At 40.8% G+C, this 18,210-nt stretch carries 7 protein-coding genes; 1 reads left to right on the top strand and 6 read right to left on the bottom strand.

Annotated features, from left to right (window positions below):
* Nucleotides 1-35: 35 nt before the first annotated feature.
* The 5 genes from CRS_RS06940 to CRS_RS06960 are packed head-to-tail and all read right to left on the bottom strand — an operon-like array spanning nucleotide 36 to nucleotide 14,786.
* Nucleotides 36-2,438: a glycosyltransferase gene (locus CRS_RS06940; protein ID WP_142723339.1), complete on the bottom strand. Its 2,403-nt coding sequence runs from the start codon at nucleotides 2,436-2,438 to the stop codon at nucleotides 36-38.
* Complete coding sequence (locus CRS_RS06945; RefSeq protein WP_142723340.1) at nucleotides 2,431-3,213, bottom strand: alpha/beta fold hydrolase; 783 nt, start codon at nucleotides 3,211-3,213, stop codon at nucleotides 2,431-2,433. Before CRS_RS06945 ends, CRS_RS06940 begins: the two co-directional genes overlap by 8 nt.
* Nucleotides 3,204-3,503 carry an acyl carrier protein gene (locus CRS_RS06950; protein ID WP_002977699.1) on the bottom strand — a complete coding sequence of 100 codons (300 nt, stop codon included), beginning with the start codon at nucleotides 3,501-3,503 and terminating at the stop codon, nucleotides 3,204-3,206. The genes CRS_RS06945 and CRS_RS06950 overlap by 10 nt, the downstream gene beginning before the upstream one ends.
* Complete coding sequence (locus CRS_RS06955) at nucleotides 3,491-7,744, bottom strand: type I polyketide synthase (RefSeq protein WP_142723341.1); 4,254 nt, start codon at nucleotides 7,742-7,744, stop codon at nucleotides 3,491-3,493. Before CRS_RS06955 ends, CRS_RS06950 begins: the two co-directional genes overlap by 13 nt.
* Before the next feature lie 19 nt (nucleotides 7,745-7,763).
* Nucleotides 7,764-14,786 carry a type I polyketide synthase gene (locus CRS_RS06960; RefSeq protein WP_142723342.1) on the bottom strand — a complete coding sequence of 2,341 codons (7,023 nt, stop codon included), beginning with the start codon at nucleotides 14,784-14,786 and terminating at the stop codon, nucleotides 7,764-7,766.
* A gap of 1,223 nt (nucleotides 14,787-16,009) precedes the next feature.
* On the opposite strand from CRS_RS06960, the gene CRS_RS06965 reads away from it, so the two are divergent.
* Entirely contained in the window at nucleotides 16,010-16,885 is an 876-nt protein-coding gene (locus tag CRS_RS06965; RefSeq protein ID WP_142723343.1) for an alpha/beta fold hydrolase, read from the top strand.
* A gap of 70 nt (nucleotides 16,886-16,955) precedes the next feature.
* Here CRS_RS06965 and glsA read toward each other — a convergent pair whose 3' ends face one another.
* The gene (gene glsA, locus CRS_RS06970; protein WP_142723344.1) at nucleotides 16,956-17,969 is read right to left on the bottom strand and encodes a glutaminase A; all 1,014 of its coding nucleotides are present in this window, start codon (nucleotides 17,967-17,969) and stop codon (nucleotides 16,956-16,958) included.
* Between the last annotated feature and the right edge of the window lie 241 nt (nucleotides 17,970-18,210).

Genomic DNA, 18,210 nt, shown 5'->3' on the forward strand with positions numbered 1-18,210 from the left:
CATGTGGAGTCTGCAAATCGTAAGAATTTTACAGGCTATACAGATGCTAATGCTGAATGTTCCTGTACAAAATTTTCTAACAGTTCTACCGCTTTATCATTTCCTCCGGCAAGAGTGAATGTATTCTGAACTTCTCTGGCAGCTTCCCTGTATTTAGGATTTTCCAGTAATTCAAAAACGGTTTCACGAAGAGCATCTACACGCAGTCTTTTATATCGGATACTGATTCCGCAGCCTGCCTGCTCAATTAATTTTGCAATATGAAAATGATCATAAGCAATGGGCGTGATCAGCATAGGTAATCCGTTTCGGAAGGTATCATTAACCGTATTAAAACCACCGTGACAGATGACCATATCCATTTGCTGCATCACTGCAGACTGGGGTACGAAGCTGTTCACGATAAAATTATCCGGCCATTCTTCAAATATTTCCGGTGGAGTAGCAGCAATTACCGTAACCGGCTGGTCTTTAAATGCAGCAATGATCTTTTCAAAAAATGCTTTTCTGATGTCAACCAGGAGTGTTCCCAATGATACGAATATCTTCGGAGTTGTGGAAGCGTTTAATTTATCCCAGTCAAATGGGGCGTCATTCGGGCGGCCTTTCACGGGACCTACGAATTTCATATGAGGTGGGACTGTTTCAAAACCGGCAAATGCCTGTGAAGTAAACACCATGTTCAGTTTGTGAGAATGGATGTAAATTCCTTCTTCATGAATGCCTACTTCTTTCTGCAGGTCTTTGATGAGGTTTTGCTGCCATTCCCATATTTTAGGGGCGCTTTTTTCAGTATCTCCCATGACATCTGGCGGAACAGGAGTCGTCGTTACACAAGGGATATTGTTTTTATGGGCAAAAAGAGCTCCTCCGAAAGTGATACAGTCATTCACAATAACATCAGGCATCCAGCTTTCTGTTAAACGGGTTAATCCCGGCATCATCATTTTGGCGAAAGGAACATACGTTTCTTCAAGTGCTAATTTCATTACTTCAGGTCCTGAACATGCCGGTCCGTCATCCTGTCTTTTTAAAATGCGGGCAATTTCCTCCTGGTATGGAATAAGATCTTCTTCAGGATAGAAATAAGAGCCTCCTTCTGGAATATGTTTACGGTCTAGGGGGGTAATCCCAAACCATTTTACTTCGTGTCCACGGGCAATCAGGCTGGCTCCTACACTTAAAGTAGGACTTACATGTCCGAAAAACGGTGGGACAACGAATAGAAATTTAGAGGGCTTTTCAGGTTTTGAAGCCTTTGAAATAGTCTGTTCCAATAGGCTCGCTGCTGTTGCTGCACCTCCTGCCTCCGCAAAAGACTGTCCCACTTTCTGAGCTGCTTCACGGTAGCCCGGGTTATTTAAAATCTGTTGTACGGCTTCTCTCAGGTGATTGGCTTTAAATCGGTTAAAATTAAGACGTTCACCCGCTTCTGTGCGCACCACACGCCCTGCAACATGAGACTGGTCATACGCAATCGGAATCACTACCAGAGGAATACCGTTGGATAATGTTTCAGAAACCGTATTATGACCGCCATGGCAAACCACACCGTCAAGATGAGGAAGCAGATCCAGCTGAGGAATCTGCTGATAGACCATAAAGTTGTCCGGCCATTGCCCGAAAAGCTGTGGATCGGAAACCACTACGACGGTTAAATCTTCATCTTTAAAGGCATCAATCACCTTCTGGAAAAAGGCTTTTTTATGGTCGTGATCGAAGGTAGTACCGATACTTACCAGGATCTTTTTGTTGGTTTTGTTTTTTAATTTATCCCAGTCAAATTCACATGAGATACGTCTTTCGGTAAGAACCGGGCCTGTAAACTGATATTGAGAAGGCAGATCATCCATTTCGCCAAAGAAATAATTGGAAGTCAGAACCAGTGTCAGCAGATCTGAGGTTGCCAGAGAACGTTCCTCATGAAAACCAAGTTCTTTTTGTAAATCGATAATCTGATTGACCTGCCATTCGTGTACTTTTGGCAATTCATTCATGATTTTGATGGCAGCCGGAGCGGTAACAGAAGTGGCATAAGGAATTCCAAGAATTTTCGCGGCAACAGGAACTGCAAACAGCTGATGATCCCCGATAATTAAATCAGGCTGCTCTATTTTTAATAAAGCGATAACTCCCTTATAGCAATGCCTGTTCAGTGGGATAAGTACATCTTCATACAGGAACTTAACGCTGTCTATACCATACACTACTTTTTTTGAAATAATATCTAGATACTGTTCGCTTTCTTTCTTTTCTTCATCGGTCTGATCATATTGGATCAGTAATAATTTTCCTCCTTCAGGAAGTTTGGCCTCTAACATAGGGTCAAGGCTGATCCAGGCTACTTCATGTCCTCTTTCCAGCAACGTAGCACCGATGCTTAAGGTAGGATTGACATGGCCTGTCAGTGGTGGAACTATAAATGCAAATTTAGCCATGGTTTTGTGTTAAAATTTTAGATAAAAATTGAGCAATCGTTTCAGCAATGAGCTGAGGTTCCTGGATCGGAATGTTGTGATCACCCGGGATTAATTCAAGTTCAGAGCCGCTGATTTGAGATTGCAGCCACTCACCGGTTGGTCTGCAGTTGGAATCAGCACCATAAAGCAACAGAGTAGCAGCCGTCAATTCATTGAAACGGGCTTCGCCAAGGAAATTTTTTTCCTTAATCATATCTGCTTTAATGCTGGTCTGATTAAACAGAAATTCATACATACGGTGGTTCTTTTCCATCTGTCTTTTGCCCATCTGTACCTTGGTGGTATCTGTAAAATTGGCGACATAGTGCTCAAGAAATTCTTTGCTGTATTCATCAATGATGTTACGGGCTTTTTCGTCCTGAGGGTCCGGAGCTTCCATCACTACCAATTGACTGATACGTTCAGGATTCTCTAAAGCTGTTTTTAAGGCAATAAGACCTCCGAAGCTATAGCCTACAAGGTGTACTTTTTCCAGTTGAAGATGATCTATTAAACCTATCAGGTCGGAAGACATATTGTCGAGGTCATACCCATCCGGAAAGCGCTCACTCATACCGTGGCTTTTCAGATCGTACATCACCACATGGAAATGTTTTGCCAGCACCGGGGCAATATTGAAATAATAAATGGACAGGTTACTGAACATACCGTGGATGAGTACCACGGTTTGTTCGGCTCCTTTGTTGAGTTCCTGTATATGAACTTGTCTGTTATTGACAGTTATTATTGGCATTCGTAGATATAATTGATGATCATACTAAGGTCAAGATTGATCAGCTGGTCAAGATCCATAGAAGACAGCCAGCCTGTAAAGTCGATCTGATCGCCAAAATGCGCTTTGATCTTTTCTGAGAAAGAGACAATCTCGATGCTGTCCATTTCAAGATCTTTGGTGAATGAACTTTCAGGAGTAATGTCCATCTCTTCTACAAATTCAGCACCTATCACTTCAGTAATGAAACCTTTTAATAAAGTAAAAAGTTCTTCGTGGTTCATTTTTAATGTTGCGTTTACAGTGTCCATCCGATAATATAATTTTTATGTTTAATAGTTTTGATTTCAATGTTATCGATCCACAGGTGATCGTCTTTTATCATTTCGACTTCGAAGGCTTTAGGATTTCCTTTGAGTCCTGTTCCCAGGAATTTTCCGTAGGCTTCCTTGGCTACCCAGAAACGGGTGGTCCATTCTGCCTGGTCTCTGTCTTTTAATAAGGTTAATTCGTTGTCAGTAAATACCATGTCATAGAATCCGGAGCTGCGTTCTTCTATCAGTTCCATGTCGATTCCTACAGATTTTCCATATCTGGCGATCCCAACAGCTTCTTTGCCTTTATGGGCTAAGGAAATATGGATATCCTCTGTGAAATCACTGATGAGGTAAGGTTTCCCCACTTCATCGGAACGGATTTCAAATGTGATCGGGAAGCAGGCGTGATTTTTTTCTTTGCGGAGAAGGTTTCTTACAGCATCTTTTACCGCTACGCGGCTTACCATCCAGTTTTTCTTCTTGTTCGGTAACAGTTGCTGGTGATGTTGTTTTTCCGTCTGGTTGAAATATCTTTTCAGGATAAAATCCCATGAAGCCACTCTGGTATATGCCTGATGGAAGAAAAATATTTCAGGAGCAATCTCTTCCGAAAGTCTGTTGTGCAGGGGTGACATAGAGACATTCCATAATGCTGCATCGATTTCCAGTCTTCTGTTTTGCCATCCGGTAATCGCGCACCATACTTTTCCGTCTCTTGTCAGAATGATATCTGCAATGGCAAATTCATCATTCAGTTCGGTCAGCATACAGGTGCATTCAAAAATACCTTCCTGATCATGCATATCTCCGAAGAATTCAATATCTCTGATTTTCACAGGGAATGCAATACGGTCTTTCACCAAAGTAAGCTGAAGCCAAAGCCCGAACAGCTGTCCTGCATTATCAAGCAAGGAGCCTTTACCTCCGTTTCCTTTTATCTTACCAATGATTCCTTTGTCTCCAACGGCTGAAACTTCAGTAATTCCCTGATATTTATCTCCATGGAACATGTGCATGTCATAGATCTCTTCAGGGGTTCTTTCAATAGGTAAAAGATTACCGATGGAAAGATTGAAGGCCGGTTTCGGAACGGGAGTAGATTTTAAGACTACTTCCGCATTGGCAAAGTTTTCGATATCGAGATAAGCGTGATTCGGTGAGCGCCATTCTCCTTTTACGGTTTTTTCAAAAGGTTGGGCAACGTTCATCCATTGGAAGACACTTACGTTCATGATTTTATGAACCTGTGTTCCCGGAATTTCTGCTTCTGCGATTTCTGCCAACTGTTCAAAGATCATTGTCATTGGAATGACCGGTTCCATATCCGCTAAATGAGCCCATCCTTTTGGCTGTCTCAATAAACTGTGATCGATCAGGTAAGGGTGGCTTTCCAGAGTTACATGCAGGTCTTTTGAGAAAGTTGTACTCCTTGGCGCCGGTTGGGCAGCGTGTGCTACAGGTGCTGGTCTTGAGATTGTGATTTCCGGACGGTTCTGGAATAAAGTTAATACTTCTTCCTGCATACGGATCATCTCAGCTACGTTATCCTGGAATGCCTGTACCAGTGGATGACCACTTTTGGTGGCAATAGCTGAAGCTTTTGCGGTATATTGTTTTGGCGTGTCAAAAGACAGAGCCAACGCTTTCACTTCTTTAAAATTACGGATAATAGGGGAGCCTAATTCCAGCTTAATGCCTTTTCCTGATGATTTTTTTGACTGATGCTGAATCTCCAGAAAATCAAGGGCAACTGTTTTACCTTCTACAAATAATGAAGCCACTACACGCTGCAGCTGAGCCAGAGCAGAACGGGTAGGAACGCTGGAAGGAATGGTACTGAAGGATTTCCCTTTCAAGGTATCATCAATAAATCCAATAAGACCTCCGGTACCCACCTGAATAAACACTCTTGCGCCTTCTTCGTATAATTTATCGGTCAGTTCACGAAAGCGGACAGGTTCAACCAAATGCTCGGCACTCAGTTTTCTGATCGCTACCTGATCTGCAGGATAAGGTTCTAATGTTGTGGCAGACCACAATGGAATTTTTGTTTGCTGAAACTGTGCTTTTTCCATTCCTGCAAGGATTACATCCAGCTTATCGGCGATAAAAGGAGAGTGGAATCCTGATTGGAAAGGCAGAATCTGATGAAATACCTGCTTTGCTTTTAACAAAGGTACCAATTCATCCAATGCCGTATTACTTCCGCAGAGAATCACCTGATTAGGGCAGTTGTCATTGGAAATATATAAGTCTGAAATTTCTGAAATAAAAGGCTGTACTACCTCAACTCCGGCTCCTATGGCAATGAATCTGGAATCTTTTAATTCAAAAGTTTCAGGATTCAGTACGTCAATTAAGGCTTTTACAGAATTGGCTTCTGCCAGTTCAGACGAATATCCTGCCAGCCATTCTCCTAAACTGTGTCCGGCGTTCATATCCGGAATAATTCCCAGTTTTTTCAGTGAATTATCGAGAATACTGCAGTTGTTGAAGATGTTTAAAGCATCAGTTAGAAGGCCTTCGCCTTCCGTTTCAATAGGTGCTTTCAGTCCGAAATAACGGCTTACCGTTTCTACCTCACCTTTTGCCAGTCCATCTAAGCCAGGAAATACAAAGGCTACTTTACCGCCATCTTTTAATAAAGGAGCAGAGGTGTACCAGATATCCTGTTTGTTTTTCCAGGTGATATTTTTGGAAACAATTTTAATGGCTTTTTCTACTCTGGCAGGTGTCGGATCGAATATCGCAATCCTGAAATCCCCTTCACCAATGGTGGTTTCATTATTTTGTAAGGCCGAAAGCAGTTCTTCATGCGTAGGTCTGGCCAATATCAATACCTGATCTTTTTTGGGCATATCATACCCTTCCAAAACAACATGGGCATTGATTCCTCCAAATCCGAAAGCATTCACTGCAGCCACTTTAGGAAGTCCGGTTTTTGACCAGTTTTTAGCTTCCTGTACCGGTTCAAATCTGGTGTTCTGCATCTCGGCAGTTGGGTTTTCACAATATAAGGTTGGAGGCAAGGTATCGTGATGTAATGCTAAACAGGTCTTAATTAATCCTGCAATTCCGGCGGCCGGCATAGCGTGCCCGATATTGGACTTTACAGATCCGATACCTGCAGCCTGAGCAGTTTCTTCTTTTCCGAAGAACTGGGCTAAGGTCTGAAGTTCTGTTTTATCTCCAAGGGGTGTTCCTGTGCCGTGAGCCTCAAGATATCCCACTTTATTTTTATCTAAATCAGCATTGATCCATGCCTGTTCCAAAGCTTTCAGCTGACCTTTTACAGAAGGGCTCATCACGCTGGTTCCGGTACCGTCGCTGCTGACTCCTACACCTTTGATCACTGCATAGATCTTATCCTGATCCCTAACGGCATCTTCCAGTCTTTTTAGCACGACGAAACCACAACCTTCACCAATCAGTAAGCCGTCAGCATCACTACTGAACGGTTTGATCTGCTGTTGGCGGGACATGGCTCCCAGCTGGGCAAAAATACTCCAGAAAGCAGCGTTCTGTCCCGTGTGGACACCTCCTGCAATCATGATATCGGAACGGCCTCTCTGCAATTCCTGTACAGCATGGTCTACGGCAATTAAGGCAGAGGCACAGGCAGCGTCTACGGTAAATGCAGCACCTCCTAAATTGAAGCGGTTCGCTACAAGAGACGCTACAAGATTAGGAATTAATCCCATCGCGGTATCTGCGGCAAAACGTCCCTTGCGTTCCTGAAATGCATGTTTTACCTTTTCAATATCAGAAGAGGAAACATTAGGCAGCAGTTCCTGCAGTAACGAAGAAATCTGTTCTCCGGTTCTTACGATTTCAATAGCGCGGGTAGCGCCCGGACCTGTATAGTTTCCTTTACCAATGATGATGCCTGTTTTTTCAAGGGAAATATTTTTCTGAAATACGCCTGCATCTTCCAGTGCTTTCTGTACCAGATCAAGGGTAAGCAAATGGTCAGGTTCCGTTCCTTCCACAGCCAATGGCAGAATGCCAAAGGCGGTAGGATCGAAAGTATAATCAGGGATAAATCCTCCGCGCTGACAGTAAAAACGGTCAACGGGACTTGTGGTATCACTGAAATGAACCGGATCTATCCGATCCGCCGGAGCGAGCTCGGTAGAATCAACTTTATTGACAATATTCTGCCAAAAAGTGTTGGCATCCTGTGCCCCGGGAAAGACACAGGATAGGCCAATTACAGCAACATCTGTTTTTTTCATACTTTGTTTATACAGTGTTTTACCAATTATTTCCTGACATGATCAGCACCTGGCTTTCCGTTCCGTATTTGATCTCGTTAAGGAATATTTCTTTTCCCTCATCCAACGGAATCATAGAAATACCTCTTCGTTCGTATTCTGATTCAAGGGTGGACGAAACCATTCCGGCACCTTTCCATGGTCCCCAGTTGATGGAAATTACTTTCCCCTTTAATCTTTTGTTTAAAGCATTGGCATAATCATCCAGTACACTGTTGGCGGCAGCATAATCTGTCTGGCCTTTGTTACCATACACGGAAGCAATACTTGAGAACAATACCACAAACTGACAGTCTGAACGAAGCTGTTCTGCCAATACACGAAGTGGTTTCACTTTGGTATCAAATACACGTCCAAAAGAGCTTATTGTCTTTTGCTTGAATAATTTATCTTCTAAAAGACCGGCTCCATGAATGACCCCGTCAAGACGGTTGTATTTTTCATAGATATGACTGATCAGATGACTCAAGCCTTCTTCGTCACAAAGATCCAGTGATTGATAAATAATCGTATTTCCAAGTTCTTCCATATCGCGTATTGTGCGTAGGATCTGGTTATTTTTGAAAATCTTCGTCGTTTCTTTTTCTATTTCTGCAGGGGATGTAAATTGACCTGACTTGATCAGGAAGCCTCTGATTTCTTCTTTGGTTTTCATGCCTTCAAAGTCTTTCGCAGAAAGTTCATTTCTGGGATCAGCGGATCTACCTACCAGAATATAAGTACAAGGATAAGCCTGAGACATATGTTTCACCAGTTCGGCAGTAATTCCCTGTGCACCTCCCAGTACCAGGACTACAGATTTCTGATCTAACTGGATATGAGCTTCATTCAGACTTGTTGATAATGGAGAGGGAATGATATCTACTTTATGTCGTTGGTCATTTTTATAAATGATTTCAACAGGTTTATCGTTGGTAAGGATTTCCTTTAAAGTAATCTCAGCAATCTGGTCTACTTCCTGAGGGGTGTTCAGGCTGATTAATCTACAAGTTGTATTATCAAATTCTCTTGCCAAACTTTTGAAAAGTCCAGGATATCCCTGATGATGACGTAATATGCTTGCATCTGTAATTTCCTGAAGGTGTGCCGGAATGTCTGAGATCAGGTATACCCATTTCGCCTTATCAAAATCCAGTTTTTTGATCAGATCTACATGATCAATAATGCTCGGTTTATCAGTTGCTGAGAACAGATCCAGCATAATTAATCCGTCAATATCGGAAAGATCTTTTTCTGTATCTGCCAATTCTACGATAGCTCCGTGTTTCTCCAAAGCTTCTTTGATTGCAGAAGTTTGTTTGCTGTCATCCTGAGTGATAGCAAAACGTTTTCCATTCAAAACTTCTGTATTCTGTACTAAAGAAGCATCTGTAGGAGTGATGTCAAAACGGAGACGTGAAAGTATGTTTTGAGTTGGTTCTGTAGTATTTTTTTCTTTCACTTTCTGAGCTGCATCGTTGGTTTCACCATTCATCTCACTGATCCAGCTCGCCAGACCTCGAAGGGTTTTAATAGCAGCCAGTTTTTCCATGACATCATCGGCCTGTTCAAGGTTTTGACCAAATCCGATCTTGGTTTTAAGATCACTGATGATTTCCATACGTTTGATGGAGTCTATACTTAAATCTGCTTCCAGGTCAAGATCAAGACCTAACATTTCTTTTGGATATCCTGTTTTTTCACTTACAATATTCAGAATGGCATTTTGAAGATCTTCCAGAGAGAATGCCGGTTGAGATTGTGATTTTGAAACTGTTGATTCAGTCGCAGATCCTTTTTTTTCAGGAGTAGCAGATGTTTCTGTTCCTGAAAATTCTGTAAGCCATGAAACCAGTCCGCTTAAGGTCTTTATTCCTGCAAGCTGTTCCATAACAGTATCTTCACTGGTATTTCCGTTACCCAGCGTCCCCAGTTCATTGCGAAGTGTTCCGATAATTTCTACTCTTTTAATAGAATCGATGCTTAAATCGGCTTCAAGATCCATTTCCATACCCAGCATTTCCTGAGGATATCCGGTTTTGTCACTTACCACCTGTAGTAATAAGGATTTGATATCTCTTGATGGTGCCTGTTGTATTGAGGCAACTGCTGGTTTTTCCTGTTGAACAGGCTGAACCGGAATAGCAGATACGGGCTGATGGGCAGGAGCGGGTACCGGAGAATTATAGACAGGAGCGGGGAATGCCTGAGGGTTCTGTCCCATAAAGGAAAGCATTACATCACGCTGTGCCTGTATCATTAATTTCATACTGTTTAAATATTCCTGCAGCATACGTTCGGCAGTAGATTGTGCTTCGGCTGCTGGTGCCTGATGAGTTGTAGTAAAATTGTTCATGGGAATAGGGTTTATGAGTGGTGGTGCACCATTAGATGGCAGATTACCGGTAGTTGGGTGGGCAGTTTGCCCGTTAACACGCCAGATAGCAGGGCTTTTCTTATAAAGTTCAGGTTGATTAAGATCAATAACCTTCACGTTTCTGCCATCAAACAGTTTGTCAATATTAAAGCTTCTGCCCGTTCCTAAATATTGTGCCAGCATGCAAAGCAGATGACTGAATTTATTGTGGCTGTTGTCTTCAACATATAGGGTCAGCTGATCTTTTTCCAGGCAGGATTTGGTCAGTCCGGTAAGTACTTTTCCTGGTCCTACCTCGATGAATATTCTTGCACCGTCATTATACATGGCCTGCAGCTGTTCTACAAATCTTACAGGCTGTACCAGATGATCGGTAAGTCTTTCTTTTATTTCATATGGATTCTCTGGATATACCTGTGCTGTAGTATTAGACCATACAGGTATCTGCATTTCCCCGAAAGGAATATCTTTCAACACTTCAGCATATAGTTCCTTGGATTTTGCCAATAAAGGACTGTGGAATGCACAGGCAACTTCCAGTTTTTTAGCAGAAATACCCTCCTGTTTAAGCATCTCAAGCAGTTTATTGATGGCTTCCGTACTTCCGGCAATAACACATTGTGTAGGAGCGTTGAAGTTCACAGGATAACATCCTTCTACTTTAGCAATAACAGGCTGAAGACGTTCCGGAGTAGCACTTGCAGCCAGCATTGAACCAGGGTCTCCGCCTTCTACTGAATCTAAAATAGACTGAGCTCTCTTAACACTTAAATCCACCAGCTTGTCTTCTCCGAATACTCCTGCAAAACATAAAGCCGGTAATTCACCATAGCTATGACCTGCCAGCATATCCGGGATAATGCCTAATGATTCAAGGAATTTAGCCAATGCAAGATCAACAATTCCTAAAAGCGGCTGAGCCAAACGGGTATCTCTGATCGTTTCTTTCTGTTGCTTTAAATCAGCTTCGTTAAAGGTTTTAGAAGGAAAAATTACTTTTTCAAGATCAGGGTATTCATCAAGAAGTTTACGCATGGCCGGGAAAACTACAAACAGGTCACGGGCCATATTAATTCTCTGACTGCCCTGTCCAGGAAATGTAAATGCGACTTTACCTTCTTTTTTATTTACAGTAAAGGTGTCTTTTGTCTCAATCCCTAGCAATACCAGCTCAAGCTTCATCATCAGATCTTCCACCGTATCTGCTACGATGCTGAACTGGATAGGCTTTTCTGAACTGATGCTTAAGCTGTACGCAATATCCTGTAACGGAATACCATCATTAATTTCTAATAAAGTTTTAATCTGACCGGACTGTTCTTTTGCCTCTTCATAAGTATCTCCACGGAAAACAAATAATTCTGAAGGCCATGACTGCATGGCAATTGAATTATCCTGTTTAGGATGGTTGGCAATGACCGTATGAAAGTTGGTTCCCCCAAATCCAAAAGCACTGATTCCTGCATAACGGTTTTTTTCTGACCATAATCCACTTTCTGAATGGAATGCAAATGGGCTGGTTCCAGCATTGTAATAGGCATTAGGCTGCTGAAGATGAAGGGTAGGTGGTTTTACACCATGATATACCGCAAGGGAAGCTTTGATTAATCCTGCTAATCCGGCGGCGCATTTCGTATGTCCGATCTGTGTTTTCACTGAACCTAGATGGGTTTGCCCAGGTAGCGCCCCTGAACGGCTGAACAGATTTGTCAGGGCACTCAATTCTGTTTTATCTCCCACGACAGTTCCGGTACCGTGAGCTTCCACTAACCCTACGGAAGCAGGGCTGATGCCTGCCTGGGTGTAAGCACGTTCTAATGCCCTTACCTGGCCTATTTTTCTAGGGGCAGTCAATCCCAGAGCTTTACCGTCACTGGATCCGCCTACTCCTTTAATTACAGAATAGATACGGTCACCATCGTTGATAGCATCTTCATATCGTTTCAGGACAAGGATAGCAATTCCTTCTCCAAGAGCGATGCCGTCTGCATCACTGTCGAACGTAGCACATCTTCCTTTTCTGGAAAGCGCATGGGTACTGGAGAACATCAGGTAATCGTTGATGCCGTTGTGTAAATCTGCTCCTCCTGCAAGAACCATATCGGATTTTCCTAAGACAAGTTCCTGGCAGGCAAGATCAATAGCGGCTAGTGAAGAGGCACAGGCTGCATCTACGGTGAAGTTTCTGCCTCCCAGATCCAGTCGGTTTGTAATTCTACCCGCGATTACATTCGCCAGGATACCTGGAAAAGAATCTTCTGTGGTGTGCGGAAATGCTTCTTTTACTTCTTCGTGAATTTCTCCGAAAACCTGCTTATAATATCCTCTGAAACTATAGCTGTTGGCAAGATCATTTCCCCCTTCAGCTCCTATAATGACAGAAATGTTTTCTCTGTTGATGTGTTTTTCACCATATCCGGCATCTTCCATGGCACGTTTTGCTACCAATAAGGTCAGTAATTGTGTAGGTTCAATGGCTGCCAATGATTGTGGCGGAATTCCAAATGCCAATGGATCAAAATCGATTTTAGGAATGAATCCTCCCCATTTTGAATGGGATACATCCGGACCGTCAGAATCCGGGTGATAATACAGTTCTTTATTCCATCTTTCATCCGGTACTTCGGTAACACTGTCTTTTCCTAAAATGATATTTCTCCAGTATTCATCAAGGTTTTTAGCACCGGGGAAGATACATTCCATCCCTACAATTGCAATATCCAGCGGTTTTTCTGTAGAAACCGGCTTTTCCGGTAATGCTGCATTCTGAATATATTCGTAATTATCTGTAATGTTTTGGTGAAGAGCTGCCAGTGAAATTACACGGTTGTGCATCGTAGCCACCTGACCGATCATATACATTCCTAGATCCAGCTGGTCGTCTTTGGGGATATTGACAAGTTTATCGCCCTGACGCTCTATACCTTTAGCAGCAATACGTAAACGGCCTACGTTTAATTTTTCAAGCTGTTCCCATACCTCTTTTTTATCCATTCCTGCAGCTAAAAGCTTTGCTTTTTCAGTATTGAAATGATGTGCAAATGCCGTATTCAGGCAGCGTGTCTCATGTCCGGGAGCTGTTTCCAGAAGGACTGTATCTTTCGCCTGCATAGCCTGCGACTGGAATTCTTCCTGAATAGCTCCGGTCTGTACCGCTTCATGGGTGTAGAGATAGGCTGTTCCCATCAGTACACCTACTTTTACACCTCTTGCGGCTAAAGGTGCGGCCATAATGGATACAAAAGCGGTTGAAAATGCGTTATGAATTCCTCCTGCAAAAAAGACACTGATATTTTCAGGATGGTCTTCTTTCAAGATACGTTCGATCTGTTTTTCCCAAAGAACCATACTGGACAGAGGGCCTACGTGACCTCCACATTCGCGTCCTTCAAAAATGAAGTTTTTAGCGCCTTCTTTCAGGAAAATATCCAGAAGGGCAGGGGACGGAACGTGTAGGAATGATTTTATTCCTGCTTTTTCAAATATTTTGGCCTGGGCGGGTCTTCCTCCTGCAATCAAAACTACAGGCGGTTTCGCTTCTAATATGTAGGAAGTCTGTTCATCTCTTAATTCCTGTGGTGCAAAACCTAAAATTCCCACTCCCCAGGTTTTCTCCCCAGCCAGCTTTTTGGTATCCATTACCAGAGACTTTGCAGACTCTCCTTTCAATAAGGATAAAGCGACAAATGGTAAAGCTCCGGCATCAGCAACTGCATTGGCAAATAAAGGAACATCACTTACGCGGGTCATAGGACCTTGGGCGATAGGATAATCTAAACCCAGTTCCTGAGCCATCGGATTACCTTTATCAATTACCTTCAGCGCCTTTGCCTGCTTCAAATGTCCATACATGGCTTCTTTGAATCCGAAAATCATTTTTTTCAGCGTCCTGAAGTCTTCATACAGGTCTGTTGCAAGTGAAATGTCCTGTCCCATAGGAATGTAGCATGTACTCAGGTTCAGTCCTTTAAAGTACTGTTTCAGATCTTCAGCGGTAACATTTTCTGGCAACAAAGGAGAGTTTGGTCTTACCAGCACCCGATGGTTGGCGATTATCTTAGTTTCTGTACCATTCAGTTTTGAGCATACATCCTTCAGTTCCTGGGGAACTGAGCTTTCAGGGAACAAAGCCAGCTGGCTGTCCAGTACTACTCCTGCAGCACCTAATGCTTTAGATGCAGCGGCAGTATGGAGACCTATTCCTCCCTGTACCCACACCGGAATACTCTGTATTTCTTTGATCACACGCTGAAATAATACAAACGTGGATTCATAACCTACCCATCCGCCAGCTTCATTCCCCTTAATAATAATTCCTTCTGCTCCGGATTGTTCAGCCTGTCTGGCTTCTTCCACACTGCTTACCTGATAAACAGCAGGCAGATGAGAAGGCCCGGAAATTCCGCATGGAAGAATCGCAAACCTGACTTTTTCAGGAATTTGCAGGGTAGTGAAATTGTTGTTAGAAAAATAAATACCATAGGATGGTACGTCTATCTGATCAAGTTGATGTAACGCTTCCTGGGCAGTTGTCAGCTCGTCACCTAGACTCAGGACGGGAAATGCACCCGCCTGATGTAGTTTAAGCATAAGGTTAACGTCAGGTTTTTCGAATGGCGTTAGTCCAATAATGGTTAAGTTTTTCATGGCGTGATAATTATTGAATGATGGCAAGAGATTCATAACAAAGTGCTGGGCCTTTCGGTAATAAGACCCCATGCTTTTCATTATGATATAATAAAATTGGTTTTTGTTAAATCGTTAACGAAATGTATCGTTTTGTGATAACTCATCAATAATTTGTTATTCTTCAATAACTTATTAGATGTAAGTTTAATGTCCGGCTTTTCAAAGGGCATTAGCCTGATTTTACTCAAGTTTTTCATAGCATTTACGGTATTGAATAGTTGGTAATATATCATAACAAAATATCAATTCAGACAGTTTTAACTGCAGATTTCTTGTTATGGTGAATAAAAATAATAAAAATATAATATATATTCAATCATAAATGAAATTTGATAATGATTTTTTAATATAAAAAATTCAATTGTTCAAATTTTATTAAAGTATATTTATTGTTTTATTATTCTTAGAAACAGGTCGATACAATCTTATTAGCCATAACTATAAATAATTATAGTTAAAGAAATGTTAAGCAAATATAGTAATAAAAAATAAAATATTTCAAAAAAGAGAGATTTGTTTTTGATATATTACAAAAAGATAATATACAGTGAATAATGTTCAGAAATGCTAGAATAGTCTTTATCAATCTGATAAAACGATAATGCGAATATAAATAAAATTAATCAATATATTGTGATTTAATTTAAATTATTTGTGAATTTTTCATATCTTTTTGATAAATAAACATATAGGTATTTTTAAGAATAATTAATATATCTTTTCGAAATTCATAAAAAAAAGTAAATATCTCATATCAGTATTTTTTTTATTTTTTAGAGTAAATAATCTGTTTGTTAATGAGTTATATTGGCGTATAACCTCTTTGGGGATTTCGAAAAACATCTGTCCTGCATTTACAATTTATGATAATACCAGTGTTTTGTAAAAACTTTTGTATTTTTGCACTGTTACAAACTAAATCATAATTTGATATCTGATGAAATTATGATTGATATATGCCTGTACTTTATAATATGAAGCTCATTTTCTGATATTGATCAATGATGGTGATCAAGAATGAGTTTCAATATTATCCATCCATTACTCATTCGTGTAAACCTGCCTTTTTTGAAATTGACCAGTTTCTGGTTGATCTTGAATAACTGCATTCAGATTCCGGAGATCTGACTTTTTGGGGGTATCATACAGAAATTTGTTTTGGATTTAAAAAAATACTACAAATGAAAACAGGTATATATATGAAACAGACAACAATTTTCAAATCAGATGCTCACAGAGAAAAGGTATTGGAGCAGTATGATACTGTGCTGGCAAATTTTAAAGGAAATATCCGTCAGCAAATGGTCCCAACAAATTTTGGAGAAACCCATGTTCTGAGTTATGGAAATGAAGATCATCCTAAACTTATATTACTTCATGGGGCTAATTCTAATGCTGCGTCCTGGATAAAAGATCTTGTTTTGTACGGCAAAGAATACAAAGTATATGTTATTGATATTATTGGGGAACCAGGTAAAAGTGAGCAAAACAGACTTCCTTACAAAGGGGATCATTACAGTGACTGGCTGAATGAGATTTTCCAACAGCTGAAAATAGCAGAAGCATCTTTGGTGGGATTGTCTCAAGGCGGATGGCTTGCAATAAAGTTTGCATCCAGATATCCTGAAAAGGTCAGTCAGCTCATTCTTCTTTCTCCGGGAGGAATTGTAAAAACGAAGCGCAGTTTTGTTTTGAAAGCGATACTCTTTTCTTTTCTCGGGAATGCCGGGAAGAGAAAAATCAATAAACTGATTATGGGTTCACAGAAAATAGATCAGCCGATTCTGGACTTTATGAATCTCATGCAGTCTTCTGTTAATGCAAGGATGGATAAGGAATATATTTTTTCTGATGAAGAATTGAAAAATATCACCATGCCTGTCTTCTTTATAGGAGGAGCAGATGATGTGATCCGGGATTCTCAACAGATAAAAGAAAGACTTGAAAGATTACTTCCGGATTTTGAATCTTATATTGATCCGGAAAAAGGGCATGTACTGGTCGGTCTTGCAGATAAAATAAATACATTTTTAATAAATAGGAGAGATCATCATTAAGCCTTTATGTAAGAGGGCTCCAAAACAAAATGTTTTGGAGCCCCTTATGATACTTTATGTGCTTTAATCTTTAAAAAATACTTAATCCGTACTGTTTGGCCAGATCTAAAATCATGTGGTAACCTGCCAGCGAATTTCCATGCTGATCTAAGGCAGGACTGAATACCCCGATTCCTATTTTTCCGGGAACACTCACTGTAATTCCACCACCGACACCGGATTTACTTGGCAGACCTACCATTCTGGAATATTCTCCGCTGAACTCATACATTCCGGCAGTCAGCATCTGTGATTCTATCAGTTTGGCCATGTCAGCATTTTTATATGTAGAATCTCCGTCAAATCTTACACACTGATTGGCAAAGAAATACCCGATTTTTGCAAGGTCTTCCGCGGTAAGTTCAATAGAACACTGTTTGAAATAATTGTCCAGCTGGTCTTCGTTTCCTGAAATAAGACCACTGTTTTTCATGATGTAAAACATGCCACGGTTGCGATGTCCCGTTGATTTTTCGGATTCATAAACGGATTTGTTATACTCTATTGAAGGATTTTTGGTAATGTACCTCACCATGTCCAGTATTTTAAGGAAAGGTTTTTCACCATCTCCTGATATTAATGAAGTGGTAAGAATAGCTCCTGCATTCATCATTGGATTGAGCGGTTTTCCTGTGGTTTCAAGATTTGAAAAATGATTAAAAGGTTTGTCTGAACCGTAGTACCCCATTTTATCAAAAATATGGGTTTCTCCTTTTTCGTTAACTGCAACCATCAGTGAAATGATTTTAGAAATACTCTGCATTGTGAATTTCTTGCTTACATCACCAGTATTGAATACCTTTCCGTTCTTATCCACCACTGAGAAAGCAATGGCTTTAGCATCCATTTTTCCCAGTTCAGGAATATAATCGGCTACTTTTCCCTGGGTATAATATGCTCTGTTTTTCTCAAGAATGGTATTTAAAGTTTTCTCTGATATGGTTGAAATATCTGCTGCTTTCTGAGCATAAACAATGGTGTTTAAGGATAAAAAAGCCGCGGTGCAAATTCCTTTTGCAGAAAATAAAAAGCTGTTGTTTTTCATAGGGAAGATCTTCAAATATATATTTATGATAAGCCTCGAGAAACAAAGATAAAATATTTTAATCGTGCCGGCAATTCTATCCTGTATATGCCTTCGGTGATCAGTATTATTTAAGGTAATAAATATGGTTATACAGATCTATATGTGGAGAGTAAGTTCATGGCAAAATTAAAGGATAGGGAATTGATATGAATTGCATGTTTTGTATGTGTAATGATTTAAGTATTAATTTATTTTAACT

Source organism: Chryseobacterium sp. ON_d1, assembly GCF_006829085.1.
Lineage (GTDB): Bacteria > Bacteroidota > Bacteroidia > Flavobacteriales > Weeksellaceae > Chryseobacterium.